Source organism: Kitasatospora sp. MAP5-34 (genome assembly GCF_029894335.1).
GTDB lineage: Bacteria > Actinomycetota > Actinomycetes > Streptomycetales > Streptomycetaceae > Kitasatospora.
This window is the reverse complement of the sequence record NZ_JARXZC010000004.1, coordinates 148,957-173,976: the sequence shown is the minus strand read 5'-3', so window position 1 is coordinate 173,976 and position 25,020 is coordinate 148,957. Positions and strand designations below refer to the sequence as shown.

The following is a 25,020-nucleotide window of genomic DNA, read 5'->3' as shown; positions in this document are numbered from 1 at the left end:
TGCGCCAGGTACCGATCAGTTCCGCAGGCCCGGGAAGGACCCTGATGAGTGTGACCAGCAACGACACACCGGTGGCGGCCGAAACACCTACCGGAACCCCGACCGGGACAGCAGCCGACGCACCGGCCGACGCACCGGTCGACGCACCCGCCACGACCGCCGTCGCCGTCGCTCGGCCGGGCCGGCGCCGTGGCTTCTTCGCCGGCGGCCGGTACATCCCGTACGTCATGATCCTCCCGGCCGTGGTCGTGCTGATCGGGGTCATGGCGTACCCGCTCTACAGCCTGTTCGACCTGTCGTTCCAGAACGTCAACAGGTACGCGCAGCTGGTCAACCCGGGCCTGGCGCAGTACATCGGCCTCGACGGCTACACCAAGGTGCTCGGCGACGGCCAGTTCTGGAACGTGGTGCTGCGGAGCGTCTACTTCACGGCCGAGCTCGTGGTGCTCTCGATGGTGCTGGGCATGCTGTTCGCCCTGTTGCTGAACCGCGTCTCCAAGTGGGCCAAGGTCACCGTCATCACGGTCCTGATGTTCGTCTGGGCCATCCCCGCGATCGTCACCGGCACGGTCTTCCGCTGGATCTTCGCCAGCAAGGGCGGCATCGTCGACTACGTCGCCTACCTGTTCGGCGGCTCCGAGTCGGTCAAGAGCTACGACTGGTTCCAGGACCCGGTGATCGGCCTGTACGTGGTCTCCGCCGTCGTCATCATCTGGGGCGCGCTGCCCTTCCTGGTGATCGGCCTGAACGCGGCGCTCACCCAGGTGCCGCCGGAGCTGATGGAGGCGGCCAGGCTCGACGGCGCGTCCACCCTGCAGACCTTCCGGCACGTGGTCATCCCGGTCATCAAGCCCTTCCTGGTGATCACCGCCGCACTGAGCTTCATCTGGGACTTCCAGGTGTTCGCGCAGATCTTCGCCCTCCGCAACAGCGCTCCCGAACCGGGCTACTGGAACATCGGGATCTACCTGTACGAGAAGGGCATCGTCTCCTCGCACTACAGCTCCAGCTCGGTGATCTCGGTCGCGATGATCCTGCTCATGCTGGCGGTGCTCGTCTTCTACATCCGCCAGATGGTCAAGATCGGAGCCCAGGACTGATGGCTGCCACCGACGTGCACGCAGAGCCGGCCACCGCCCCGGCCGGGCCGGCCCCGAAGGTCAGGCTCAAGGCCCGGGTCACCGGCGAGAGCCGGGTGATGACCTGGATCTGGAACTCCGTCGCGCTGGCGTTCGCGGCCGTGATGGGCTTCCCGATCTACTGGATGATCATCACCACCTTCAAGACGAACAAGGACCTGATCGCCAAGGACCCGACGTTCTGGCCGAGTTCGTTCTCGTTCGACAGCTACACGACCATCTTCGACGACCCCGGATTCCTGTCGGGCCTGCAGACCACCGTGCTGATCACCCTCGGCTCGGTCCTGCTCGGCGTGGCGGTCGGCTTCCTGGCCGCCGTAGCCGTCGCCCGGTTCAACTTCCGGGGCCGGAACTTCTTCATCGTCACCATGCTGGTGATCCAGATGGTGCCGCTGCTGGCGATCATCATCCCGCTCTTCCTGGTGATGAAGTCCGCGAACCTGACCGGCACGATCCTCGGCGTGGTGCTGGCGTACCTGGTCTTCACCATCCCGTACGTGATCTGGACGCTGCGCTCGTTCATCGTCAACATCCCGGCGGAGCTGGACGAGGCCGCGATGGTGGACGGCTGTACCAAGTGGGGCGCGTTCTTCCGGATCATCCTGCCGCTCACCCTGCCCGGACTGATCACCACCGGCGTGTACTCCTGGATCCAGGCCTGGAACGAGTTCATCGTCGCCAACACGCTGCTCAGCGGCGGCGGCAAGCAGACCTCGATGATCTGGCTGACGTTCTACTCCACCACCCCGACCCGAGGTGCCGACTACGGCGCCCAGATGGCGGGCGCGCTGATGGTCTCGCTCCCCGTGATCATCCTGTTCGTGCTCTTCCAGAAGAAGCTGTCGGCGGGTCTCACCGCCGGTGCGGTCAAGGGCTAGTCCCTGTCCGGCAGTCCCCCACCGCAGCTCCAGCACAATCCCCCCTGGGAAGGAATCATGGCGATCCCCGGTACGGAAAGCGTCGAACTCCTGTCGGATGCCGGAGCGGTCCTGCAGCCGGGCTTCGCCGGCCTGACCGCGCCGGACTGGCTGCGCCGCAGACTCGGCTCCGGTGAGCTCGGCGGCGTCGCCCTGTTCGGCCGCAACATCCGTACCCCGCAGCAGGTCGCGGCGCTGACCGCCGAGATGTACGCGCTCAACCCGGGCCTGCTGATCGCCACCGACGAGGAGGGCGGCGACGTCACCCGGCTGGAGGCCGGCTGCGGCTCCTCCTACCCGGGCAACTTCGCGCTCGGCGAGGTCGACGACACCGAACTGACCGAGCGGGTCGCCCGGTCGATCGGCTTCGACCTGTCGAGCGTCGGCATCAACCTGGACTACGCGCCCGACGCGGACGTCAACTCCAACCCGGACAACCCCGTGATCGGGGTCCGCTCGTTCGGCGGCGACGGCGAGCTGGCCGCCCGGCACACCGCCGCGTACGTCCGGGGCCTGCAGTCGGCCGGCGTCGCCGCCTGCGCCAAGCACTTCCCCGGCCACGGCGACACGGCGGGCGACTCACACCTCGGGCTGCCCCGGATCGACCTGTCGACCGAGCAGTTCCAGGAACACCTGAAGCCGTTCCGGGCCGCCATCGCGGCCGGGGTGAAGTCGATCATGACGGCGCACATCCTGTTCCCCGCGTACGACGAGCTGCTGCCCGCCACCATGTCGCCGGCCATCCTGACCGGTGTGCTCCGCGAGGAACTCGGCTTCCAGGGCCTGATAGTCACCGACGGCATCGAGATGGGCGCGATCTCCGGCACCCACGGCGTCGCGGCCGGAGCCGTCAAGGCGGTCGCGGCCGGCGCGGACACCATCTGCGTGGGCGGCGGACTGCAGGACGAGGCCGCCTTCCTCTACCTGCGGGACGCGCTGATCTGGGCCGTCCGCGAGGGACGCCTCCCGGCCGAGCGGCTGCACCAGGCCGCCGAGCGCAACCGCGAGGTGGCGCGCTGGTCGGCGGCGGTACGGCAGTCCGAGGCGGGCGCGCACGGCGAGGCCGGGATCGGCCTCGCGGCGGCCCGGCGGGCGCTGCGGATCCACGGCGAGCTGCGCCCGGTCCAGGGCGTGCCGCACGTGGTCGAGTTCTCCCCCGGCGCCAACATCGCGGTCGGCGACGAGACCCCGTGGGGCGTCGCCGAGCCGCTCGCCGAGCTCGTCCCGGGCACCACCCGCTCGCGGATCGGCGCCCCCGCCACCCGGTTGGAGGGGTCCGGCCTGCTGCACGTGGCGGTCGCCACCGACGAGGGCGAGGTCGAGACCGGCCCGATACTGGGCGCCGCCGTGGGGCGCCCGCTGGTGATCGTGGTGCGCGACGTACACCGGCACGCCTGGATGAAGCGCGCCGCACTGGCCCTGATCGAGGCCCGGCCGGACGCCGTGGTGGTCGAGATCGGCACCGCCCACGGCCTGGCCGAGACCTTCCGCTCACACGGGGTGGCCGTCCTGGCGACCCACGGCGGCGCGCGGGTCTGCGGCACGGCTGCCGCGGAGGCCCTGGCGGGCCTGTCCCTGGTGCACCGGTAACCGTAGGGGCGCGGGGAACTGCGCGACGCGGGAGGCTGCGGACCGTTGCCTTCCGGTTTCGCGCACGCAGTCAACAAGCAGAGCCTCGCACCCCTGTTGTGGCTGGGCTCACGTACATGGGCTCTGCCATGCGACCATGTGGAACACACAAAGCGGAGGAGCCGGTGACGGCTGCACGGCGAGGAGTTAGAGCGGCCATGAGCGGCGACAGAGGCACGGCGGCCCTCCCTGAGAACAGCACGGTGCCGGTGCAGTCCGGTGCGGCGATCGGCGCGGCCGCCCGCGTCCCGAAGTACTACGGCCTGAAGCGCCACCTGCTGACGCTCACCGAGACCCAGCCGGCCGGTACCCCGGTGCCTCCGGAGCGCGCGCTGGCCGCCCAGTTCGACACCTCGCGCACCACCGTGCGGCAGGCCCTCCAGGAGCTGGTGGTCGAGGGCCGTCTGGAGCGCATCCAGGGCAAGGGCACCTTCGTCGCCAAGCCCAAGGTCGCCCAGGCGCTGCAGCTCACCTCCTACACCGAGGACATGCGGGCCCAGGGCCTGGAGCCGACCTCCCAGCTGATCGACGTCGGCTACATCACCGCCGACGACCAGCTCGCCCCCCTGCTGGACATCAAGCCCGGCAGCCGGGTGCTGCGGATCGAGCGCCTGCGCCTGGCCAACGGCGACCCGATGGCGATCGAGGTGGCCCATCTCTCCGCCAAGCGCTTCCCGGCCCTGCGCCGCAACCTGGTCAAGCACAACTCCCTCTACACCGCCCTGCGCGAGGTGTACGGGGTCACCGTCGCGGAGGCGGAGGAGACCATCGAGACCACCCTCGCCAACCCGCGCGAGGCCGGTCTGCTCGGCTCCGATCTGGGGCTCCCGATGCTGCAGCTCTCCCGGCACTCCTTCGACGCCGAGGGCGCCCCGGTCGAGTGGGTCCGTTCGATCTACCGAGGCGACCGGTACAAGTTCATCACCCGGCTCCAGCGCCCGGCCTGACGAGGCCGGCCCGCCTGCCTACTTGACGGACTACCGTCCGGTATCCGGGAACTTCTGACGGATCTAGTGACACGCATCACTCCGGTGCCCTACATTTCGCAGCCGTACTGACTGCCGATCACCGCAGGTGCTGCTCGGCGAGCGCACTCTGCTGTGCGCTGCGGCGCCGACGAGGTGAGCCCTCATCAGCCGGAGCCGCAGATGTCGTCAGAAGTCCAACCGTCCGAAGACCGAACACCCCCGGTGGTCACCGCCGAACGGGTACTGGCCGGCCTGAGCCTGCTGGTCCCGATCGTCGCCCTGCTCTGGGTCTCCTCGTACTCGAAGGTGAAGCCGGAGCTGGGCGGCGTGCCGTTCTTCTACTGGTACCAGATCCTCTGGATCCCGGCCTCGGCGCTGTTCACCGGCGCCGCGTACCTGCTGCTGAACCGGGACGCGAAGCAGCGCAAGGCCGCGCTCGTCCTCGGCCACGCCCACGCCGACGCCGACGCCGACGCCGACGCGAAAGCGGGTGAGCAGCTGTGAAGCACGGAGTCAACGTCACCGCCCTCGTGGTGTTCGTCCTGTTCTTCGTCCTGGTCACCGTGATGGGCTTCCTGGCCTCGCGCTGGCGCAGGTCCGACAACGCCCAGCACCTGGACGAGTGGGGACTCGGCGGCCGGAGCTTCGGCACCTGGGTCACCTGGTTCCTGCTCGGCGGCGACCTCTACACCGCGTACACCTTCATCGCCGTCCCGGCGGCGGTCTACGGCGCGGGTGCCGCAGGGTTCTTCGCGGTTCCGTACACGATCATCGCGTACCCGCTGGTCTTCCTCTTCCTGCCCCGGCTCTGGTCGGTGGCCCGGGTGCACGGGTACGTCACCCCGGCGGACTTCGTGCGCGGGCGGTACGGGTCCAGGGGGCTGTCGCTGGCCGTGGCGCTGACCGGCATCCTGGCCACCATGCCGTACATCGCGCTCCAACTGGTCGGCATCCAGGCGGTGCTGGACACCCTCGGGGTCGGCGGCGGCGCGAACAGCAACTGGTTCGTCAAGGACCTGCCGCTCTTCCTGGCGTTCGCCGTGCTGGCCGCGTACACCTACTCCTCGGGGCTGCGGGCGCCGGCGCTGATCGCGTTCGTCAAGGACACCCTGGTCTACATCGTGATCATCGTCGCGGTGATCTACCTCCCGATGCGGCTCGGCGGCTACGGGCACATCTTCGACACGGCCGCGCAGAAGTTCAGCACCGTCAACCCGAAGACCGGCAAGCCGGTCGGCGCGATGGTGACGCCGCCGAACGCGCAGTGGGCGTACGCGACGCTCGGCCTCGGCTCGGCGCTGGCGCTGTTCATGTACCCGCACACCGTGACCGGGGTGCTGGCCGCCAAGTCCCGCAACACCGTGCGGCGGAACATGGCCATCCTGCCCGCGTACTCGCTGATGCTCGGGCTGCTGGCGCTGCTCGGCTTCATGGCGATCGCGGCCGGCATGGGCAAGGGCGTCAAGGGCTACAACGCGCAGCTCGCGGTGCCGCAGCTGTTCGCCGGCCTGTTCCCCGACTGGTTCACCGGGGTGGCCTTCGCGGCGATCGGGATCGGCGCGCTGGTGCCCGCCGCGATCATGTCGATCGCGGCGGCGAACCTGTTCACCCGCAACATCTACAAGGAGTTCCTGAAGCCGGACGCCACCGCCGCCCAGGAGACGAAGGTCGCCAAGCTCGCCTCGCTGCTGGTGAAGGTCGGCGCGCTGGCCTTCGTGCTCGGCATGGACAAGCAGTTCGCGATCAACCTGCAGCTGCTCGGCGGGCTCTGGATCCTGCAGACCTTCGTGTCGATCGTCGGCGGGCTCTTCACCCGCTGGTTCCACCGCTGGGCGCTGCTGGCCGGCTGGGCGGTCGGCATGGTCTACGGCACCTGGCAGACGTACGGGATCGCCTCGCCCGCCACCAAGCACTTCGGCGGCAACACGGCGGCCATCCCCGGGATCGGCGAGATCGGCTTCATCGGCTTCACCGCCTTCGTCCTCAACCTGCTGGTGGCCGTCGTCCTGACCCTGGTCCTCCGGGCCGCCAAGGCCCCCGAGGGCCCCGACGAGACCACCCGCGCGGACTACACCGCCGAAGCCGCCGAACCCGCCGCAACCACCACCCCGGAGCCGGCCGTCGCGTAGCACAACCAGGGGCGCGGGGAACTGCGCGAAACCGGAAGGCACCGCCCCGCACCGACCCGCACCCTCCCGCCACGCGCAGCCCCCGCGCGCACCGGCGGAGCCAGGCGCACGGCGCGGCCCGACCACGCGCCCTGTGATCGCGCCGCCACCTCCGTCACCATGGGAGGCGGCGGCGCGATCACTCGCATGACCGGGCCGCCCGCAGTGACAGGGTCGACCACGGGGAGAATCGGTCATGGCAGAACTCAGCTCCACCCTCAACGGCCATCGCACCGGCCGGACGAGCCTCCGGCTGCCGTCCGTGCTGGTCGCCACCCGGCACGGCGAGAGCCTCGCCAACGTCGAGTTCCAGCTCGCGGCCGAGACGGGCGCGCTGACCGTCCCGATCGCCAGCCGGGACGCCGACATACCGCTCTCCCTGCACGGCCAGGCGCAGGCCCAGGCCCTGGGCCGCTGGTGGGCCGGGCTGCCCGCCGCCGACCGCCCCCGGGCCGTCTGGTGCTCCCCGTACGTCCGGGCCGCCGAGACCGCCAGGATCGCGCTCGCGCAGAGCTCCGGGCTGGGCGCGGTGCCGGTCGGGCTCCCGGTCCGGTACGACGAACGGCTGCGGGACAGAGAGCTGGGCGTCCTGGAGATGCTCACCGCGCCCGCGATCGAGAAGGAGTACCCGGCGGAGGCCGCCCGGCGGCGCAAGATGGGCGAGCTGTACTACCGGCCGCCGGGCGGAGAATCGTTTCTGGACGTAGCACTGCGGGTGCGCAGCCTGCTGCGCGACCTCGGCGAGGAGGAGACCGGGCAGCCGGTGCTCCTGGTGGCCCACGACTGCACCGTGCTGATGATCCGCTACGTCCTGGACCGGCTCACCGAGCCCCAGCTGCTCGAACTCGGCCCGGTCCGCAACTGCTCGGCCGCCCGGTGGCGCTCCCGGGACGGCCGGCTCCACCCGGACCTCTGGAACGCCACCGGCCACCTCTCCTGAGCCCGCCGCTCCCCCCGAGGTTCACGCCCCGGCGAACGTCCGCCGGTACGCCTGCGGCGTCGTCCCCAGCCGCCGCCCGAAGTGGTGCCGCAGCGTCGCACCGTTGCCGAACCCGCAGCGCGCGGCCACCGCGTCCACCGGCTCGCTGGTGCCCTCCAGCAGCCGCTGGGCGAGCAGCAGGCGCTGGTTGGTGAGCCAGCGGTGCGGGGTGGTGCCGGTCTCCTGCTGGAAGCGGCGGGCGAAGGTGCGGGGGGACATGTGGGCGCGGGCGGCGAGCTGTTCGACCGTCAGCTCCTGGTCGAGGTGGTGCCGCATCCAGTCGAGCAGCCCGGCCAGCGACTCGCCCTCGTCCACCGGGAGCGGCCGGGCGACGAACTGTGCCTGGCCGCCCTCCCGGTGCGGCGCGACGACCATCCGGCGGGCGATCCCCCGGGCGACCTCGGCGCCCTGGAGCTTGCGTACCAGGTGCAGGCAGGCGTCGATTCCGGCTGCCGTGCCGGCCGAGGAGACGACCTGGTCCTCGTCCACGTAGAGCACGTCCGGCTCGACCCGGGAGAGCGGGAAGCGCTCGGCGAGCAGGGCGGCGTGCCGCCAGTGCGTGGTGCAGCGGCGGCCGTCGAGCAGCCCGGCGGCGCCGAGGATGAAGGCCCCGCTGCAGATGGAGAGCACCCACGCGCCGCGCGCGACGGCGGCCCGCAGGGCGTCGAGCAGCGGCGCCGGGTACTCGTCCCGGATGTCGGTGGCCAGCACGATGACCAGGTCCGCCGTGGCCAGACGCTGCACGCCGTGCGGCACCTCGATGCTGAACCCCGCGTGGGTGCGGATCATTCCCGGACGGTCGGTGGCGAGCGCGAAGTCGTAGACCGGCAGGCCCTCCTCGCTGCGGTCGAGGCCGAAGACCTCGCAGGCGACGCCCAGCTCGAAGGGGTGGGCCTCTTCCAGGACGACGGCGACGACGTTCCTCAGCATGCCGACCAGAATGCCCGATGGCAGCATTTCGACACAAGTGGGCATTGCTGCCACTCGTCGCCGGGCAACCCCCTCGCGAGAGTGGACACATGACCTCCTCCACGCTCACGAGCGCACTCGCCCTGCTGGGCGCCGTCGGCGGGTTCGGCCTGCTCGGGCTGCTGATCGGCCGCGATCTGGACCGCAGCGGACGCAGCGGCCGGGACAACTGGCACCGCCCCGGCGGCTACCCCGCCGACCCCGCCCGCGCCGACCGGCTGCACGGCACCCTACCCGCTGTCTCGAACACATCTTCGGGCACAATGTCCCGATGGACATCGTCATCCGCCGAGCCCGCGAAGAGGACCTCGAAGCCGCAGGTGAAGTCACCGTCGAAGCCTTCGTCGGAGACGGGCACACCCCACCCGGCGCCGACTACGTCACGTTGCTCCGGGACACCCGCCGGCGATTCGAGGAGGCCGAACTCCTCGTCGCCGTCGACCCCTCGGACGGACGTGTCCTCGGCTGCGTGACCCTCGCCGTCGGCGGCACCGAATGGGCCGACATCGCCACCCCGGACGAGGGCGAGATCCGGATGCTCGCGGCCGGCGCGGCAGCGCGCGGCCGGGGTGTCGGCGAGGCGCTGGTGCGGGCGACGGTGGCCCGCTGCCAGGAGCTCGGACTGGCCGGAATGGCCTTCTCGACCCGCCCGGCGATGACCGCCGCACACCGGATCTACGAGCGCGTCGGCTTCCGCCGCGCCCCGGAACGGGACTGGGAAGTCCGGCCCGGAATCGACCTGATGGTGTACTCGATCACGTTCTGAGCCCCTCCCCGGGCCGTCTCCAGCCTGTCTCCCCATAGCAGGCCGCGATCGACCGGGCACGACACGCGGCACTACATCTGGTGTCGCATCTTGGGTCCGCCACAACATGTATGCTCGCTCTCGCTGTCGAAGCAGGGGAACCCGGTGCAATCCCGGGACTGCCCCGCAGCGGTGAGCGGGCGGTTCCATGACGTCCCGCGAGTCCGATGACCTGCCGACGGTGTGCCACACGGCTTCCCCGCAGACGCCATGCAGCACAGCCTTACGTCCGGGCCTCGCGGGCGGGCCGGGGGGTCGATCGCGCGCACCCAGAGGGTTCGCCGCGCCGCGTTCCCCTGCCCCGAGCCGGTCCGGTGCCCCTCGTCGTTCCGCCGCCGCCAGGAGAGAGCGCCTTGACCACCGCTGCCTCAGTTGCCCTGCCGTCCCAGGGTTCCGCCGACCACGCCCAGACCGACCCTGGTGCTGCGCTGCTCCGGCTGCTCACCGACCGCAGCGCCGACCTCCCCCAGGTGGACCCCGGCCACGTCGCCGCCGCCGCTCTGCGCGGCCGGAACGCCGGCTCCGACTTCGCGGAGCTGCGTGGACTGGCCGTCGAGGCCGCCGCGTCGATGATCGCCGAGGACCCGCAGTACTCGAAGCTCGCCGCCCGGCTGCTCGCGCTGGAGATCTCGGACGAGGCCATCGGCCAGGGTGCGGTCAACTTCTCCGCCTCGATCGTGGTCGGCCACACCGAGGGCCTGATCGGCGCCACCACCGCCGCCTTCGTCGCCAAGCACGCCGACACCCTGGACGAGCTGATCGACCAGCGCGGTGACGACCGCTTCGAGTACTTCGGCCTCCGTACCGTCCAGTCCCGCTACCTGCTGCGCCACCCGATCACCCGCAAGGTGATCGAGACCCCGCAGCACTTCCTGCTCCGCGTCGCCTGCGGCCTGGCGGTCGGCGACACCGCCGAGTCCGTCCGCGAGGTGGCCGAGCTGTACGCGCTGATGAGCGCGCTCTCGTACCTGCCGTCCTCGCCGACGCTTTTCAACTCCGGCACCAAGCACCCGCAGATGTCCAGCTGCTACCTGCTGGACTCGCCGCTGGACAACCTGGACTCGATCTACTCGCGCTACGCGCAGATCGCCCGGCTCTCCAAGCACGCCGGCGGCATCGGCCTCTCGTACTCGCGGATCCGCTCGCGCGGTTCGCTGATCCGGGGCACCAACGGCAAGTCGAACGGCATCGTCCCGTTCCTGCGCACGCTGGACTCCTCGGTCGCCGCCGTCAACCAGGGCGGCCGGCGCAAGGGCGCGGCCTGCGTGTACCTGGAGACCTGGCACGCCGACATCGAGGAGTTCCTGGAGCTCCGCGACAACACCGGTGAGGAGGCCCGGCGTACGCACAACCTGAACCTCGCCCACTGGATCCCGGACGAGTTCATGCGCCGTGTGAACGCCAACGCCGACTGGTCGCTGTTCTCCCCCGCCGACACCCCCGAGCTGGTCGACCTGTGGGGCGCCGACTTCGACGCCGCCTACCTGGCCGCCGAGGCGGCGGGCAAGGCCGTCCGCACCATCCCGGCGCAGACCCTGTACTCGCGGATGATGCGCACCCTGGCGCAGACCGGCAACGGCTGGATGACCTTCAAGGACGCCTCCAACCGCGCCGCCAACCAGACCGCCGTGCCCGGACGAACTGTTCACTCCTCCAACCTCTGCACGGAGATCCTGGAGGTCACGGACGACTCCGAGACCGCCGTCTGCAACCTCGGGTCGGTCAACCTGGGCGCGCACGTCTCCTCGGACGCCACGGCCGACGACCTGCTGAACGCGATGGACTGGGACCGGCTGGACTCCACCGTCCGCACCGCCGTGACCTTCCTCGACCGCGTGGTGGACATCAACTTCTACCCGACCCCCGAGGCCGGCGCCTCCAACTCGCGCTGGCGCCCGGTCGGCCTCGGCGTGATGGGCCTTCAGGACGTCTTCTTCCAGCTCCGGCTGGACTTCGACTCCGCCGAGGCCAAGCAGCTCTCCACCCTGATCGCCGAGCGCATCATGCTGGTCGCCTACGAACGCTCCAACGAGCTGGCCGAGCAGCTGGGCCGCCACGAGGCGTACGCCGAGACCCGCGCCGCCCGTGGCCAGCTGCACATCGACCACTTCGACACCGCCCCGCAGTGGACGGGCCGTTGGGAGGCCCTCCGGGCGCGCATCGCCGAGACCGGCCTGCGCAACTCCCTCCTGCTCGCCATCGCGCCGACGGCGACCATCGCCTCGATCGCCGGCGTGTACGAGTGCATCGAGCCGCAGGTGTCCAACCTGTTCAAGCGCGAGACCCTCTCCGGCGAGTTCCTCCAGGTCAACCCGTACCTGGTCCGCGAGCTCAAGGAACTGGGCGTCTGGGACGCGCAGACCCGGGACGCGCTGCGCGAGGCCAACGGCTCGGTCCAGGACCTCAACTGGCTGCCCGCCGAGGTCCGTTCGCTCTACCGCACGGCGTGGGAGCTCCCGCAGCGCGCGCTGATCGACCTGGCCGCCGCCCGGCAGCCGTACATCGACCAGAGCCAGTCGCTGAACCTCTTCATGGCCGCGCCGACCATCGGCAAGCTGAGCTCGATGTACGCGTACGCCTGGAAGGTCGGTCTGAAGACCACCTACTACCTGCGCTCGCGCCCGGCCACCCGGATCGCCCAGGCCGCCTCCGGCGCCGCCCGTCCGGTCGTCTCCGTGCCGTCCCCCACCCTCTCCCCCGAGGAGGAGGCGGCGCTCGCCTGCTCCCTGGAGAACCCCGAGTCCTGCGAGGCCTGCCAGTGAGCACCACCCCCGAGACCCCCGGCCGCGAGAAGATGCTGCTCGACCCGGGCTTCGAGCTGACGCTCCGTCCGATGCGCTACCCCTCCTTCTACGACCGCTACCGCGACGCGATCAAGAACACCTGGACCGTCGAGGAGGTGGACCTGCACTCCGACGTCGCCGACCTCGCCAAGCTCAGCGAGGGCGAGCGGCACATGATCGGCCGGCTGGTCGCCTTCTTCGCGACCGGTGACTCGATCGTCTCGAACAACGTGGTGCTGAGCCTCTACAAGCACATCAACTCCCCCGAGGCCCGGCTCTACCTGTCCCGGCAGCTGTTCGAGGAGGCCGTGCACGTCCAGTTCTATCTGACGCTGCTCGACACCTACCTGCCCGACCCGGACGACCGCGCGGCCGCCTTCGACGCGGTGGAGAGCATCCCCTCCATCCACCAGAAGGCCCAGTTCTGCTTCAAGTACATGAACGCGGTCGACCACATCGACTCGCTGCAGACCCAGGACGACCGGCGGGCCTTCCTGCTCAACCTGATCTGCTTCGCGGCCTGCGTCGAGGGCCTGTTCTTCTACGGTGCGTTCGCGTACGTGTACTGGTTCCGCTCGCGCGGCCTGCTGCACGGCCTGGCGACCGGCACCAACTGGGTGTTCCGCGACGAGTCCATGCACATGGACTTCGCCTTCTCCGTGGTGGACACCGTCCGCCAGGAGGAGCCGGAGCTGTTCGACGACCAGATGGCCAAGCAGGTCACCGAGATGCTGGAGGAGGCCGTCGAGGCCGAGCTCCAGTTCGCCCAGGACCTGTGCGGCGAGGGCCTCCCCGGCATGAACACCGCGTCCATGCGCGAGTACCTCCAGGCCGTCGCCGACCAGCGGCTCGCCCGCCTCGGCATGCCGATCCGCTACGGCTCCACCAACCCGTTCGGGTTCATGGAGCTGCAGAACGTCCAGGAGCTGACCAACTTCTTCGAGCGCCGCGTCTCGGCCTACCAGGTCGCGGTCGAGGGCTCGGTCTCCTTCGACGACGACTTCTAAGCCCCACGCTCCCCACTGCTGCCCCCGCCCGGTTCCCCAACCGGCCGGGGGCAGCTGTGTTTTATCCACCGTCGCCCGGCGGGCCGGCGGTGGAAGGGAAAGCTGCCCCGCTCGCGCGACATCCTGACGTCTCACGTAGTCATGAGGGGTATGCGCGGGGATCACGGAACAGAAGAACAGGCGGGGACCGAGTGAAATCAGCACAGGAGGATGAGTACCTGGAGTTCGTGGCCGCGAGAGCGAAGGCGCTGTACCGCTCGGCGTACGTACTCGCGGCCGGCGACACGCATCTTGCCGAGGACCTGGTCCAGGAAACCCTCAGCCGGGTGTACGTGCACTGGAACCGGGTGGCCGGTGCGGACAGCCCGGCGGCCTACGCCCAGACGGTTCTGGTCCGTACCTTCCTCAGCCTGCGGCGCCGGCGAAGCACCGGCGAGCGGCCCGTCGGGAACATGCCCGACAGTGCGGCGTCCGGCCCGGACACCGCACTGCGGCTCACCCTGCTGGATGCACTCGGCCAACTGCCGCCCCGCGACCGGGCGGTGCTGATGCTGCGCTACTGGGAGGACCGCAGCATCGAGGAGACCGCCCGGATGCTCAGGCTGAGCAGCAGCGCGGTCCGCTCCCAGGGCACCCGAGCACTCGGCAGGGTGCGTGCGTTGCTCGGCGACAGCCTGTCCGACCTGGTTCCGCACTGAACACCGTGCCCGCAGGTCAAACCACCGTAAAGCCCCCATCAGCGACAGAAAAGCGACAGAAAAGGTGACGTCAGCATGCCCTTCGAAGCAGACCTCGCACATGCCCTGGACCGCACGACCGACTCCCTCGAACCCGATCTCACCGCGCTCCTGAGCGGAGCCGTCGAGCGCGGACGGAGCCGTCGGCGTCGGCGCAGCGCAGGCATCCTCGCCGGGGTCGGCGCCTGCGCCGTGATCGCGGCGGCCGGCCTGGTGCTCCCCGGCACGCTCGCCGGGACGCACTCCGCAGGATCCGACATGGAGTCGGTGGCGCTGGCGATGCCCCGTTCCGCGATCACCGACACCCAGATGATCCAGGCCCTGGAACTGACGTTCCCCGGGGGCCGGTTCAGCCAGGTGACCGGGCAGAGCAACAATCCCTCGGATCCGTCCGGCGGGTACGTCGCCAACAGTGGACTCGTCCTCGACGACGGGCACGGCGCCGCCTACGTCGGTGTCTCGGCCCTGCGGCTCAAGCTGCCGCTCAGGGACGGCGACGGGCTGAGCTGCGACCGTACGCCCGCGCGTGCCGCAGGTGACACCTGCACGCTGAGCGAGCTGCCGAGCAGCGCCGCGATTCCGGGCGGGGCTTTGGTGATGTCGGAGCAGAGCGCGGCCGAGCACCCGGTTCGTGCCGACACCGCCCACCGCTGGACGGTGACGGTCACCCTGAAATCGACCGGCGCGCAGCTTCAGTTGGTGGAGTGGAACAGCACCGGCGGCGGCAGCGGTGCCGACACACCGAAGCCGACCCGAGACGCTCCCCCGCTCTCCGAGCAGCAGGTGGCGGCCGCACTCACCGGTGCCGCCTGGGCACCGATCCTCGGTGCCGTCGGCTGACCTGTTGCCATGCCGAAGACGGGGGCAGAACCCCCGTCCGGGCGGCCGGCTCACGACTCAGGCGGAGTACTCCTTCGGCGCGTAGCGCAGCAGCACCACATCACCAACTGTCCTGGCGTCGAGCAGCTTCATGCGGCGGGTGCTGCCACCGGGGTACTCGGCCGGGTGTACGAAGCGCGGAGCACCGGCCTCCCCGACCAACAGCGGAGCCATCGCGAGGTGCACCTCGTCGGCCAGCCCCTGGGACAGGAACTGGGTGTGGATCTGGCCACCGGGGCTTGCATCGGTGGCTCCCGTGGTGGTCAGGGCTTCCGTGCGGTGATGAGGAGAGTGGTCGGCCAGCGGGCGTCGACCGGGGCGAAGTAGTGCTCGACCGCGATGACGGCCAGTCCGGAGCGATTGAGCGCCCGCGACCATCCGGCCGGGTCGAGCTCCCAGCGCTCCACTGTGGTCTGACTGCCGCCCGGCAGGTCGACGGACTCACGGGTGATCGGGTTGCGGGTCAGAGTGCCGGTGCGCTGGGGGTGTGGGACCGCGAAGGCGAGGATGCCGCCCGGGGTGAGCCGGGCGGAGGCGGAGGCCAGCAGCCGAGTTGGTTCGGTGAGGCCTACGGCGCCGAAGACCGACACGACCGCGTGCAGCGGCACGGCGGAGCGGGTGAGGTGGATGAGCGCGCTGCCGTGAACGAACAGCGCGCCGGTGTGCCGGTAGTGGCCTATCGCGCGGCGGATCTGCCCCGCCGATCGGTCGACGCCGATGGCGCGAGCACCGACGGCAGCAAGGTGGGCGGTGTTATGGCCGGCTCCGCAGCCCAGCTCGACGATCCGACGCCCTGTCAGGTCGTCGCCCAGGATCTCGGCGCCGGGCCCGACGCCGGGCTGCTGGGTCCACTCCATCCGAGTTGGCGCCCCACGTTCAGCATGGTCCACGGCCGCGAGCGCGTAGTCCAGGCCGCCTTCCGGGTCGCCACCGTAGGAGGCATTGAAGGCCCGGCCGCCGAGGATGAGCGAGGCTAGTTCGGGGCTGTCGATCTCCTTGGCGATCCCGTAGCCGAGGTCCATGTAGGCGTCGGCCTGGCTCTGATCACCGATGCGGTACCCAGGGACGTCCGACGCGTGCCCCCCAGAGGAGCCGTGCCGGGTCCCCCTCGCCCGAACAGGCGCGAGCGACGTGTTCCCGACCGACTCTCACGTGCAGCGGGCCGGGATAGCCTCGACCTGATCTGTAGTCAGAACCGCCTCGGGGCCCACACCCCCGGGGCCGGAGGCCAGGAGTGAGCCGTGATCGCTGCGTTTTCCGTGACCCCGTTGGGGATCGGTGAGGATGTCGGGGAGGCGGTCGCCGCCGCTGTGAAGGTGGTCCGGGAGAGTGGGCTGCCGAACCGGACGGACGCGATGTTCACCAGCATCGAGGGCGACTGGGACGAGGTGATGCCGGTGATCAAGCGGGCGATCGACGCCGTGAAGGCCTACAGCGGCCGGGTGAGCACCGTCATCAAGATCGACGATCGCGAGGGTGTCACGGGCGGGCTGACCACCAAGCTGGAGTCGCTCGAACGCCACCTGGCCGGCTGACCGGGGGAGGGAGAACGACAGCGGCCGGGCAATCCGACGAAGGCCCGGCCGCGCGCGCAAGACTGACGAACCGTCAGGCGTTCGCCACCGTGGCGTACTTGGCGGTGCCCTCGGCCATCTGCTTCAGGGCGTCCTTGCGGTCGCGCTTGGAGAGGCGGTCGATGTACAGGTAGCCGTACAGGTGGTCGGTCTCGTGCTGGAGGCAGCGGGCGAAGAAGCCGGTGCCCTCGACCCGGATCGGGTTGCCGTCCTTGTCCTGGCCGGTCACGGCGGCGTAGTCCGGGCGCGGCAGCTCGGCGTACGCGGTGGGGACGGAGAGGCAGCCCTCGTTGCTGTCGTCCAGCACCCGGCGGGCGGCGGGGAGTTCCTCCAGCACCGGGTTGATCACGTGGCCGATGTGGCGGGTGTTGTCGTCGTCCGGGCAGTCGTAGACGAAGACCTTGGCGTCCACGCCGATCTGGTTGGCCGCCAGGCCGACGCCCTCGGCCGCGTACATCGAGACGAACATGTCGTCGATCAGCTCGGCGAGCGCGGCGTCGAAGACCGTGACGTCCTTGCACTCACGGTGCAGGACGGGGTTGCCGACCACGGTGATCGGGCGGGCGGTGCCCTTGGAGCTGTCGTGCTCCTCACCCACGACCTTCTGGACCGGGGCGGCCTCGTCGTGGTCGTGCGTGTGCTCGTGATCGTGCTGATCCGACATCGTTGCGTTCCGCTTTCGTGGGTCTCCGGGATGTACCGCTCAAGGGTACGGCCCCGCCTGGCCGACCGGCCCTTACTTTGCCGGGCTCAGCAGACCTCTTCCAGGTCCCGGTACGCCCGGGTGGCGGGCGAGGCCATCACCCAGCGGTCGAGCAGCGTCCGCACCAGCCCGGCGGGGGCCGCGATCCCGCACTCGCGTTCGGCCAGCCAGGACATCCCGCCGCTGCCCTGGCTGAGGTGGCTCAGGTGGCCGGGGTGGGCGGCGTCGCCGTCGTCGTGCGGGTCGTGGTGCGCGGTGTGGCCGTCGTCGGTGGCCATCCGGCTCTCCGAGCAGGCTCGGCAGAGCAGCCGGACGGACGAGGTCCAGTCCTCGGCGGCGTACCCGGCGTCGGCCACCAGCCGCTCCAGGGCGTCCCGGTCGCCCGCCGTGCCGGCCTGCAGCAGGACGACGTAGGTGGGTACCGGTGAGGGCGCCCAGAGTTCGATCTCGTCGAAGACGGGGTACGCCACACCCTCCGCGACCCGCTCGCCGTGCGGGGCACCGTCGTGCAGCACCACCTCGCCCCAGCGACGGCCGGAGGACGGCAGCGGGATGGAGAGCACCTCGATCCGGGCCGGGTCCAGCCGTCTGCCCCAGACCACCTCGGACTCCCCCTCCGGGGAGAGCCGCACGGGGGTGGTGCCGAGGTCCAGCTCCACCGGGCCGGCCGGCGCGCCGCCGGCGGGCAGCCGCAGGCCGTACGCCTGCCAGGCGCGCCGGGCCAGCGACCAGTCCTGCAGGGCGGTGGCGGTGATGCCGAGGTTCCACCAGTCGGGCGCGCCGTGCTCGCGGTCGAGCAGCGCGACGGCGCGCAGCCCGGCGGCGCGGGCCTGGTCCCAGTCGCGGCGGAACTTGTGCAGCAGAGCCAGGTTGAACCAGGAGTCGGAGAGCCATGGCTCCAGGTCGGCGGCCATCACCAGCAGTGCGCCCGCGTCCTCGTACCGGCCGTCACCGATCAGGGTGAAGGCGCGGTCGGTCGTCTGCCGCCAGGTGGCCGACGGCCGGTGCCTTGTGCGGTGGAAGATCCTCACGTTCCGTCCCTGCCGTTGTCGTCCGCCGGTACCCGTCCTGCGGTACCTGTCCCAGTGGCCGGGAGTGGCCCCGGTTCCGGTGTTCCACGCTACGACCGCATCCAACCACGACGCCCCTGGGCCGCGCTCCCCACAAGTCAGCTCACTCTGTCCCGCGCGGTCGGCGGCCCACCCGGGCAAGCGCCTCGACCACCCTCGGGTCGTACGTCCGACCCCGTTCCAGCCGGAGCCGCTCGAGCGCATCCAGCCGCCCTTCGGGGCCGGAGAGGCCCCGGTCGCGGGCGGCGGTGAGCAGGTCGTCGTGGGCGTTGGCGACCCGGATGATCCGGGCGGAGATCGGCAGCGAACGGTCGTACGAGCCGTCCGGGCGGCAGCAGGGGTCGGCCAGCCTGGCGACCTGCTGGGAGACCTGGCGCGGGACTCCGGTACGGCGGATCACCTCGCTGCCCAGCCGGGCGATCCGCTGCTGCTCGGGCTGCGGCAGCAGCGCCGTGGCACCACCGGGGACGGGCTCGACCAGCGAGAGCTGGCCGATGTCGTGCATCAGCGCGGCGTACTCCAACAGGGCGAGCTCGCGGGTGCCCAGCCCCAGCTCGCGGCCGAGCGCGCACGCGGTGTCGGCGACCCTGCGCGCGTGGCCCACGGGGGTGTAACCGGCGATCTCGGTGGCCCTGGCCAGCGTCTCGATGGTCTGCCCGGTGGTGGCCCGGACGGCGGCGGCCCGGCGGAAGGACGCCTGCGCGAGCAGCAGCGGGGTGCAGAACAGCGGCAGCGCCCAGAGCCCCACCTCCCCCGCCAGCAGGCTGATCAGCATGCCGGTGGCGACGATCGCCGAGCCGATGCCGAGCAGCGCGTGCAGCTCGTCCTCCAGCGCGGTGGTGAAGCGCTGCCTCGTCCTGGCCCGGTGCAGCACGGCGGCCAGGGTCGCGTCGCAGAGCGCGGTGAGCGCCGCCACGCCGGTCAGGAAGCCCCCGTACGCCGGGCCGGAGAGCGGCACCCGGTCCAGGGCTCCGCTGTTGTAGAGCGGCTGGAAGAGCGTGGCGGCGAAGCCGACGGTGAGCAGCCGCCGGGCGGCGGCGTCCAGGATCGCGGGCCCGGGCCGGCCGGGTGGCAGCCGGATCATCCCGGCGAGCGTCCCCGCCCCGGCGACCGCGACGGCCTGCAGGACGCCGTGCGAGGTCGGCAGGCCGCGCAGCGGCCCGAGCAGCGCGTACGCCAGTGCGACGGCGGCGCCGATCGGGGCCTGCTCGCGGTTGCCGGGTAGCGTCACCCGGACGCGCTCGCCGATCGCGATCACGGCCATGAACACCAGCGCCACGCCGGGGTCGGAGAGGCCCGACAGGGCCGACCAGGTGACCGCCGCCAGCAGCAGCGCGGCGGCGGCCAGGTGCACCGCCCGGACCGCGATCACGGCGTACCGCCAGAAGCACCGCCACCGGAAGCACCGCCGCCGGCAGCACCACGAGACGTGGGCGCGGTACGCCCCTGGGCGGGCAGCCGCCGGGCGGGCTCGGGGACGCCGAGCGGGATGTCCGGCACCTCGCTGTCACCCGGCGGGGGCAGCGCGGGCTCCCAGCCGTGCTCCGCGACGGCGGCGACCAGCGCGCACACCATCGCCGGGTCGAACTGGCTGCCCGCGCAGCGCTCCAGCTCGGCGACGGCCTCGGGGACGGGCCGGCCACGCCGGTAGGAGCGGGTGGAGGTCATCGAGTCGAAGGCGTCCGCGACGGAGATGATCCGGGCGAACTCCGGGATGCCGTCCCCGGCGAGGCCGCTGGGGTAGCCGCGACCGTCCAGCCGTTCGTGGTGGTGCAGGATCCCGGCCCGTGCCTCTCCGAGGAAGGCGATGTCGCGGACCAGCTCGTGCCCGAAGACCGGGTGCACCTCGACGGCCCGCCGTTCGGCCTCGGTCAGCGGGCCGTTCCGGCGCAGCAGTTCGGTGGCGACGCCGAGTTTGCCCACGTCGTGCAGGGTGCCGGCGAAGTGCAGGGTGCGCAGCCGTTCCTCCGCCATCCCGAGCTGGCGGGCGATCAGCACGGCGGCCCGGCCGACCCGCTCACTGTGGCCCCTGGTGTAGGCGTCCTTGATCTCCACCGCCTGGACCAGCGCCTGGACGGCGGCCTGATGGGCCGTACGCTCCCGGCGCCCCTCGGCGAACACCCATGCGGAGATCGACAGCGGCAGCAGCGCCAGCACCGCCGCGAACGCGCCGTACGGGCCCTGCCAGAGCACCGCCAGCATCAGCCCGCCGGCTCCGTGCACCAGTACGGGCAGCGCCCGGCCGAGCCGGAGGCCGTACCCGATCCGGGATCGGGCCCGGCCCCGGGACCGGCTGCCGGGCTCGGCGAGACGCCGCATCCCGGCCACCAACAGGCCGTTGACCAGGCAGAAGACCGCGACGGCCGCCGACGCGGGCAGCACCGCACCGGGGAAGCGTGAGCCGAGCAGCAGCTGAGGGCCGCTCAGCAGCCGGAAGGCGACGCCCGCGCCGAAGGCGGCCAGGGCGAGCTGAGCGGCGTTCCAGAAGCGCCGCAGCAGGCCGTGCCGCGACGAGTACCCGAAGAACGCCGCAGGGAGCGCGACCAGGGCTGCGGCGGCGGGCGGGAGCATCAGCACCCCGGCGAAGAGCACCGGGAAGAAGGCCGAGCCGGTGGGCTGGGTGGGCTCACCCACACCGGCCTCACGGCGAAGCAGCCGGCGTACGACCCGGAAGCACGTGCCGGGCGAGCCCTGCGCGAGCGCGTCCCAGCAGGAGTGCAGGAAGGCGAGCAGGGCCACCCTGGGCCAGTCCACCGACCCGGCCAGCAGGCCCGTTCGGCCGATCCGACCGGAGAGCGGTAGGACCGACGCCAGCAGACAGGCCGCAGCGGCGAGCAGCACCGCCGCGATATACCGCACCGCCGCGCCCGACAGCGCCGCGCCCTCGCTCTCGTCGGCGATCTCCGCCTCCCCGCCACGACCCCACTACCCCTGGGGGCGCCCCGGCTTGGGGGCCCGTCAGGAGAATAGGGCTCCGCCCGGCGCGCTGGGCACCTCATCGCGGATTGGCCCGGCCGACTCCGCGTCACCTCACCCGAACGAGTGAGATTGGGACGTGGACGGCGCGACGGCTACTCGGCGGCCGTGGCCTCGGTGGCGACCAGCGACTCGCCCGCGCGCTGCCGCGTACGGATGCTGTCGATCCGCGCGAGCACCTTGCTGCGCAGATCGGACGGCGTGTCGTCGCAGCCGCAGGAGCGCTTGATCAGCGCCTTGATCGCCTGTTCGAGACCGTACTTCTCCAAGCACGGCGAGCACTCCTCGAAGTGCACCCGGAGCTTGGCGCAGTCGCCCTCGTTCATCTCGTTGTCGAGGAATTCGTAGAGGTGGTCGAGAACCTCGCCACACTCGGTGTCGTGCGGATCGCCGCAGCTCATGACCCCGTGCCCTTCGATTCCTGCCCTGCCCCGCCACCCGCCGGGACGAGCCCGCGCTCACGGGCGTAGTCCTCCAGCATGCCGCGCAGCTGGCGGCGGCCACGGTGCAGCCGGGACATCACCGTACCGATGGGTGTACCCATGATGTCCGCGATCTCCTTGTACGCAAAGCCCTCGACGTCCGCGAGGTAGACCGCGATCCGGAACTCCTCGGGGATCGCCTGCAGGGCGTCCTTCACATCACTGTCCGGCAGGTGGTCGAGCGCCTGGGTCTCGGCCGAACGCAGACCGGTCGACATGTGCGACTCGGCCCGGGCCAGCTGCCAGTCCTCGATCTCCTCGGCAGCGGTCCGCTGGGGCTCACGCTGCTTCTTGCGGTACGAGTTGATGAAGGTGTTGGTGAGGATGCGGTACAGCCACGCCTTGAGGTTGGTGCCCTCGCGGAACTGGTGGAAGGACGCGTAAGCCTTGGCGAACGCCTCCTGGAGCAGATCCTCCGCATCGGCCGGGTTACGGGTCATCCGCAACGCGGCGGAGTACATCGGGTCCAGGAAGCCCAGTGCGTCGCGCTCGAAGCGCTCCCGCCGGGCCTCCTCGCTCTCCTGTGCCGACACGCGGAAGGTGTCCTCGCCGATCGCCTCGGCCAGCTCCTCGCCCGTGAGCACTTCACTCACCGGCTGAACCTCGCCCGGCTCGGCCTCGTCCTCGGTCCCGACGACCGGACCCACCTCCTCGGCATTGCGGCTGAAGCCCACAGCGGGCCCACCCGAGAGCGAGGATATCGGGCCCACGGGCTTATTGCCCGCGACAATCCAGTCCGACCACACGGGCTGCGCGGATACAGCCGCCGCGCAACGCTCGTCCGGTCGTTCGGGGCACGCGATCGAACCCATCGGCCCTGCCTTTCCACCGGGACACCTGCTGACGGTGGTGTAAACCCAGGCACCCCACGAATCCATTCCCGTGCGGCACCAGGCCCCCCTCCACGGCGAAGGCCAAGGGGGAGCTCAGCAGAGCGCCAGGATCCAGTCACCCACCGCGCCGGTGATCAGCTCCATCGCCTCGTCCTCGCGGTACGGCGCGCGCTTGGGCACCGCGAACCCGTGACCGGCGTACGGGACGGCCACCAGCCGGTGCCCGGTGGGGAGTTCGGGGAACTCCTCGGGCGTGCCGAAGGTGTCCTGGGCGCCCTGGATCACCAGGGTGGGTCGTCCCGACTCTGTCAGCTCGTCGGCCCGGCTGCGCTCCGGCCGGCCCGGCGGGTGCAGCGGGAAGGCCAGCGCCACCACCCCGGCCGCGCCGACCGCCTGTGCCGTCCGGCAGGCCACCCGGGCGCCCGCGCTGCGACCGCCGGCCACCAGCGGTGGCCCGTCCCCGGCCAGCTCGGCGAGGACCGGCAGCCACGCCAGGTCCAGCGTCTTCGGCATCGGGCCCAGCTTCTTGCCCGCCACCCGCCAGGGCTGTTCGACCAGCGCGACGCTGATCCCGCGCGCGGGGAGCGCGGCGGCCAGCGCCCGCAGGTCGCGCGCCTCGATGCCGCCGCCGGCACCGTGGCCGAGCGCGAGCAGCGCCCGCGCGGTGCCGACGGCCGGGAAGCGGGTGATCCGGGCCTCGCCGACGGGGGTGGCTACCAGGGTCTGCACAGCTGCTCCAGAGGGGTCAGAGGCCAGAGGGGTCAGAAGAGGGTGGTGCCCCCGCCGGCCCCGCCGAAGTTCCGCTCCGCGTCGGTGAGCGGGCGGAGCAGGTCGGGGCTGTTGTTACGGATGTTGCCGACCGCCGCCCCCACCGGGACGGCCCGCAGCGCGCCGGGCGCGGGCGCGACCAGCAGCGAGCGCAGCTCGTCCGGGTCGGTGCGGCCCGGGTCGAGCCAGGCGTCGTACGCGCCGGGGTCGAGGAAGAGCGGCATCCGCTCGTGGATGGGCGCCAGCAGCGGTTCGGCCTCGGTCGTCACGATGGTGCAGGTGACCAGCCAGCCGAGCGCGTCGTCGGCCGGGCGGGTCCGGTCGCGCCAGAACTCGTACAGCCCGGCCAGGGCCAGCACCCCGCCGTCGGTGCGGCTGACGAAGTACGGCTGCTTGCGCGGCTTGGCCCGGCCGGGCACGGGTATGGTCTCCCACTCGTAGTACCCGTCGATCGGCAGCAGGCAGCGGCGGGACGCGAACGCCTGCCGGTAGGACGGCTTCTCGTGCACGGTGTCGGCCCGGGCGTTGATCATCTTCACCGCGCTCTCCGGCGACTTCGACCAGGCCGGTACGAGCCCCCAGCGCAGCACCCGCAGCTGGCGGACCGGGTCCGGCAGCCCCTTCGGGGTCCGTTCCAGGACGGCGTACGCGGAGTCGGTGGGAGCCACGTTCCAGCTCGGGGCGATGGTCTCCGTCGGATCCCACTGCTCGACGCCGAAGAGCTCGACCAGGTCCTCGGGCTTGGTGGTGGAGGCGAATCGACCGCACATGCGGTCAGCTTGCCACGCACGCGGCCCCGGTTGTCGGCCATCTCACAGAGAGAAACCGCCACAGAGAGAACGCGCAAGAACCGGGCAGTACCGCAGAGTCGTCTCTCCGTGGGAGGCTGCCGACTCGGCACGACCACAGGAGACAGGGCATGAACATCGCGGACGTCTGGCAACGGGTGATCGGCTCCCAGCCGGACCCGCCGCGCTGGCTCGTGCTGGGCAGCGCGGGGCTCGCCCTGCTGGCGATACTGCCGCACCCGGTCTGGCGGCTCAGCCGGAACGTGGTGACCATCGCCCACGAGGGCGGACACGGCCTGGTCGCACTGGTCACCGGCCGCCGGCTCTCCGGCGTCCGCCTGCACTCGGACACCTCGGGGCTGACGGTCTCGTCCGGGAAGCCGCACGGCCTCGGCATGGTCCTCACCGCCGCCGCCGGCTACACCGCGCCGCCCCTGCTGGGCCTCGGCGGGGCCGCGCTGCTCTCCGCCCACCGCATCACCGCGCTGCTCTGGATCTCGATCGCGCTGCTGGCCGCCCTGTTGATCATGATCCGGAACGCCTTCGGGGTGCTCTCGGTGGTGCTCACGGGCGCCGCGTTCTTCCTGATCTCCTGGTACGGCGGCAGCCAGCTGCAAGCCGCCTTCGCCTACCTGGGCAGCTGGTTCCTGCTGCTGGCCGGCGTCCGACCGGTGATCGAACTGCAGCGCAAGCGCCGCCAGGGCGGCGCCCGCGACTCCGACGCCGACCAGCTGGCCCGCCTCACCGGCGTCAGCGCGGTGCTCTGGGTCACCCTCTTCCTGGTGATCGCCCTCGCCTGCCTGTTGGCCGGCGGCAGCTGGCTGGTCGCAACCGGCTGACCCGGGG

25 protein-coding genes and 1 riboswitch are annotated in these 25,020 nt (G+C 71.3%); of the genes, 14 read left to right on the top strand and 11 right to left on the bottom strand.

Features of this window, described 5'->3' with window-relative positions; genetic code table 11:
• Window positions 1–50 precede the first annotated feature (50 nt).
• The 7 genes from P3T29_RS06045 (at window position 51) to P3T29_RS06015 (ending at window position 7,761) form a co-directional block, all read left to right on the top strand.
• Window positions 51–1,100: a sugar ABC transporter permease gene (locus P3T29_RS06045; RefSeq protein ID WP_280715233.1), complete on the top strand. Its 1,050-nt coding sequence runs from the start codon at window positions 51–53 to the stop codon at window positions 1,098–1,100.
• Entirely contained in the window at window positions 1,100–2,017 is a 918-nt protein-coding gene (locus tag P3T29_RS06040) for a carbohydrate ABC transporter permease (protein WP_280715232.1), read from the top strand. The genes P3T29_RS06045 and P3T29_RS06040 overlap by 1 nt, the downstream gene beginning before the upstream one ends.
• 57 nt (window positions 2,018–2,074) lie before the next feature.
• Entirely contained in the window at window positions 2,075–3,646 is a 1,572-nt protein-coding gene (locus tag P3T29_RS06035; RefSeq protein WP_280715231.1) for a glycoside hydrolase family 3 protein, read from the top strand.
• Between the two features lie 197 nt (window positions 3,647–3,843).
• Window positions 3,844–4,632, top strand: coding sequence for a GntR family transcriptional regulator (locus P3T29_RS06030; protein WP_280715230.1), 789 nt, complete (start codon window positions 3,844–3,846; stop codon window positions 4,630–4,632).
• Between the two features lie 201 nt (window positions 4,633–4,833).
• Window positions 4,834–5,157, top strand: a complete 324-nt coding sequence (locus tag P3T29_RS06025) for a DUF3311 domain-containing protein (protein ID WP_280715229.1) — start codon at window positions 4,834–4,836, stop codon at window positions 5,155–5,157.
• Window positions 5,154–6,782, top strand: a complete 1,629-nt coding sequence (locus P3T29_RS06020) for a sodium:solute symporter (RefSeq protein WP_280715228.1) — start codon at window positions 5,154–5,156, stop codon at window positions 6,780–6,782. Before P3T29_RS06025 ends, P3T29_RS06020 begins: the two co-directional genes overlap by 4 nt.
• A gap of 235 nt (window positions 6,783–7,017) precedes the next feature.
• Complete coding sequence (locus tag P3T29_RS06015; protein ID WP_280715227.1) at window positions 7,018–7,761, top strand: histidine phosphatase family protein; 744 nt, start codon at window positions 7,018–7,020, stop codon at window positions 7,759–7,761.
• 21 nt (window positions 7,762–7,782) lie between these two features.
• Here P3T29_RS06015 and P3T29_RS06010 read toward each other — a convergent pair whose 3' ends face one another.
• On the bottom strand, window positions 7,783–8,730 hold the full coding sequence (locus P3T29_RS06010; RefSeq protein WP_280715226.1) for a helix-turn-helix domain-containing protein: 948 nt from the start codon (window positions 8,728–8,730) through the stop codon (window positions 7,783–7,785).
• A 310-nt stretch (window positions 8,731–9,040) separates the two neighbouring features.
• On the opposite strand from P3T29_RS06010, the gene P3T29_RS06005 reads away from it, so the two are divergent.
• The 5 genes from P3T29_RS06005 to P3T29_RS05985 all read left to right on the top strand — a co-directional run bounded on the left by P3T29_RS06005 (window position 9,041) and on the right by P3T29_RS05985 (window position 14,941).
• On the top strand, window positions 9,041–9,535 hold the full coding sequence (locus P3T29_RS06005; protein ID WP_280715225.1) for a GNAT family N-acetyltransferase: 495 nt from the start codon (window positions 9,041–9,043) through the stop codon (window positions 9,533–9,535).
• A gap of 93 nt (window positions 9,536–9,628) precedes the next feature.
• A riboswitch (cobalamin riboswitch) is annotated at window positions 9,629–9,769 on the top strand.
• A gap of 182 nt (window positions 9,770–9,951) precedes the next feature.
• The gene (locus P3T29_RS06000) at window positions 9,952–12,336 is read left to right on the top strand and encodes a ribonucleoside-diphosphate reductase subunit alpha (RefSeq protein WP_280715368.1); all 2,385 of its coding nucleotides are present in this window, start codon (window positions 9,952–9,954) and stop codon (window positions 12,334–12,336) included.
• Between the two features lie 32 nt (window positions 12,337–12,368).
• Entirely contained in the window at window positions 12,369–13,364 is a 996-nt protein-coding gene (locus tag P3T29_RS05995) for a ribonucleotide-diphosphate reductase subunit beta (RefSeq protein WP_280715367.1), read from the top strand.
• 191 nt (window positions 13,365–13,555) lie between these two features.
• Window positions 13,556–14,062 carry a SigE family RNA polymerase sigma factor gene (locus P3T29_RS05990; RefSeq protein WP_280715224.1) on the top strand — a complete coding sequence of 169 codons (507 nt, stop codon included), beginning with the start codon at window positions 13,556–13,558 and terminating at the stop codon, window positions 14,060–14,062.
• Window positions 14,063–14,137: 75 nt separating this feature from the next.
• Complete coding sequence (locus P3T29_RS05985) at window positions 14,138–14,941, top strand: hypothetical protein (protein WP_280715223.1); 804 nt, start codon at window positions 14,138–14,140, stop codon at window positions 14,939–14,941.
• 57 nt (window positions 14,942–14,998) lie between these two features.
• Here the strand turns inward: P3T29_RS05985 and P3T29_RS05980 are convergent, their stop codons facing one another.
• Entirely contained in the window at window positions 14,999–15,358 is a 360-nt protein-coding gene (locus P3T29_RS05980; protein WP_280715222.1) for a dihydrofolate reductase family protein, read from the bottom strand.
• A complete protein-coding gene (locus P3T29_RS05975; protein WP_280715221.1) occupies window positions 15,244–16,002 on the bottom strand; it encodes a class I SAM-dependent methyltransferase in 759 nt (252 codons plus the stop codon). Before P3T29_RS05975 ends, P3T29_RS05980 begins: the two co-directional genes overlap by 115 nt.
• A 219-nt stretch (window positions 16,003–16,221) precedes the next feature.
• On the opposite strand from P3T29_RS05975, the gene P3T29_RS05970 reads away from it, so the two are divergent.
• Window positions 16,222–16,515, top strand: a complete 294-nt coding sequence (locus P3T29_RS05970; RefSeq protein WP_280715220.1) for an MTH1187 family thiamine-binding protein — start codon at window positions 16,222–16,224, stop codon at window positions 16,513–16,515.
• A 73-nt stretch (window positions 16,516–16,588) separates the two neighbouring features.
• Here the strand turns inward: P3T29_RS05970 and def are convergent, their stop codons facing one another.
• The 8 genes from def to P3T29_RS05930 all read right to left on the bottom strand — a co-directional run bounded on the left by def (window position 16,589) and on the right by P3T29_RS05930 (window position 24,156).
• The gene (gene def, locus P3T29_RS05965; RefSeq protein WP_280715219.1) at window positions 16,589–17,218 is read right to left on the bottom strand and encodes a peptide deformylase; all 630 of its coding nucleotides are present in this window, start codon (window positions 17,216–17,218) and stop codon (window positions 16,589–16,591) included.
• 86 nt (window positions 17,219–17,304) lie between these two features.
• Window positions 17,305–18,288, bottom strand: coding sequence for a hypothetical protein (locus tag P3T29_RS05960; RefSeq protein ID WP_280715218.1), 984 nt, complete (start codon window positions 18,286–18,288; stop codon window positions 17,305–17,307).
• 142 nt (window positions 18,289–18,430) lie between these two features.
• The gene (locus P3T29_RS05955; RefSeq protein WP_280715217.1) at window positions 18,431–19,699 is read right to left on the bottom strand and encodes an HD domain-containing phosphohydrolase; all 1,269 of its coding nucleotides are present in this window, start codon (window positions 19,697–19,699) and stop codon (window positions 18,431–18,433) included.
• Window positions 19,696–21,186 carry an HD-GYP domain-containing protein gene (locus P3T29_RS05950; RefSeq protein WP_280715216.1) on the bottom strand — a complete coding sequence of 497 codons (1,491 nt, stop codon included), beginning with the start codon at window positions 21,184–21,186 and terminating at the stop codon, window positions 19,696–19,698. Before P3T29_RS05950 ends, P3T29_RS05955 begins: the two co-directional genes overlap by 4 nt.
• Window positions 21,187–21,398: 212 nt before the next feature.
• Window positions 21,399–21,704 carry a mycothiol system anti-sigma-R factor gene (gene rsrA, locus P3T29_RS05945; RefSeq protein ID WP_280715215.1) on the bottom strand — a complete coding sequence of 102 codons (306 nt, stop codon included), beginning with the start codon at window positions 21,702–21,704 and terminating at the stop codon, window positions 21,399–21,401.
• Window positions 21,701–22,339, bottom strand: a complete 639-nt coding sequence (locus P3T29_RS05940; RefSeq protein ID WP_280715366.1) for a sigma-70 family RNA polymerase sigma factor — start codon at window positions 22,337–22,339, stop codon at window positions 21,701–21,703. Before P3T29_RS05940 ends, rsrA begins: the two co-directional genes overlap by 4 nt.
• A 372-nt stretch (window positions 22,340–22,711) precedes the next feature.
• Window positions 22,712–23,347, bottom strand: a complete 636-nt coding sequence (locus P3T29_RS05935) for an alpha/beta family hydrolase (protein ID WP_280715214.1) — start codon at window positions 23,345–23,347, stop codon at window positions 22,712–22,714.
• 32 nt (window positions 23,348–23,379) lie between these two features.
• The gene (locus tag P3T29_RS05930) at window positions 23,380–24,156 is read right to left on the bottom strand and encodes an SOS response-associated peptidase (protein ID WP_280715213.1); all 777 of its coding nucleotides are present in this window, start codon (window positions 24,154–24,156) and stop codon (window positions 23,380–23,382) included.
• Window positions 24,157–24,305: 149 nt separating this feature from the next.
• Here P3T29_RS05930 and P3T29_RS05925 point away from each other — a divergent pair, with 149 nt between their 5' ends.
• Window positions 24,306–25,013, top strand: coding sequence for a M50 family metallopeptidase (locus P3T29_RS05925; protein WP_280715212.1), 708 nt, complete (start codon window positions 24,306–24,308; stop codon window positions 25,011–25,013).
• Window positions 25,014–25,020 lie beyond the last annotated feature (7 nt).

What these genes read in the sequence shown, in the direction of transcription:
- P3T29_RS06040 (WP_280715232.1), top strand. Translation starts at nt 1,100, where the DNA reads ATGGCTGCCACCGACGTGCACGCAGAGCCGGCCACCGCCCCGGCCGGG.
- P3T29_RS06035 (WP_280715231.1), top strand. Translation starts at nt 2,075, where the DNA reads ATGGCGATCCCCGGTACGGAAAGCGTCGAACTCCTGTCGGATGCCGGA.
- P3T29_RS06030 (WP_280715230.1), top strand. Translation starts at nt 3,844, where the DNA reads ATGAGCGGCGACAGAGGCACGGCGGCCCTCCCTGAGAACAGCACGGTG.
- P3T29_RS06025 (WP_280715229.1), top strand. Translation starts at nt 4,834, where the DNA reads ATGTCGTCAGAAGTCCAACCGTCCGAAGACCGAACACCCCCGGTGGTC.
- P3T29_RS06015 (WP_280715227.1), top strand. Translation starts at nt 7,018, where the DNA reads ATGGCAGAACTCAGCTCCACCCTCAACGGCCATCGCACCGGCCGGACG.
- P3T29_RS06010 (WP_280715226.1), bottom strand. Translation starts at nt 8,730, where the DNA reads ATGCTGAGGAACGTCGTCGCCGTCGTCCTGGAAGAGGCCCACCCCTTC.
- P3T29_RS06005 (WP_280715225.1), top strand. Translation starts at nt 9,041, where the DNA reads ATGGACATCGTCATCCGCCGAGCCCGCGAAGAGGACCTCGAAGCCGCA.
- P3T29_RS05995 (WP_280715367.1), top strand. Translation starts at nt 12,369, where the DNA reads ATGCTGCTCGACCCGGGCTTCGAGCTGACGCTCCGTCCGATGCGCTAC.
- P3T29_RS05985 (WP_280715223.1), top strand. Translation starts at nt 14,138, where the DNA reads ATGCCCTTCGAAGCAGACCTCGCACATGCCCTGGACCGCACGACCGAC.
- P3T29_RS05980 (WP_280715222.1), bottom strand. Translation starts at nt 15,358, where the DNA reads ATGGTCGCGGGCGCTCAATCGCTCCGGACTGGCCGTCATCGCGGTCGA.
- P3T29_RS05975 (WP_280715221.1), bottom strand. Translation starts at nt 16,002, where the DNA reads ATGGACCTCGGCTACGGGATCGCCAAGGAGATCGACAGCCCCGAACTA.
- def (WP_280715219.1), bottom strand. Translation starts at nt 17,218, where the DNA reads ATGTCGGATCAGCACGATCACGAGCACACGCACGACCACGACGAGGCC.
- rsrA (WP_280715215.1), bottom strand. Translation starts at nt 21,704, where the DNA reads ATGAGCTGCGGCGATCCGCACGACACCGAGTGTGGCGAGGTTCTCGAC.
- P3T29_RS05930 (WP_280715213.1), bottom strand. Translation starts at nt 24,156, where the DNA reads ATGTGCGGTCGATTCGCCTCCACCACCAAGCCCGAGGACCTGGTCGAG.
- P3T29_RS05925 (WP_280715212.1), top strand. Translation starts at nt 24,306, where the DNA reads ATGAACATCGCGGACGTCTGGCAACGGGTGATCGGCTCCCAGCCGGAC.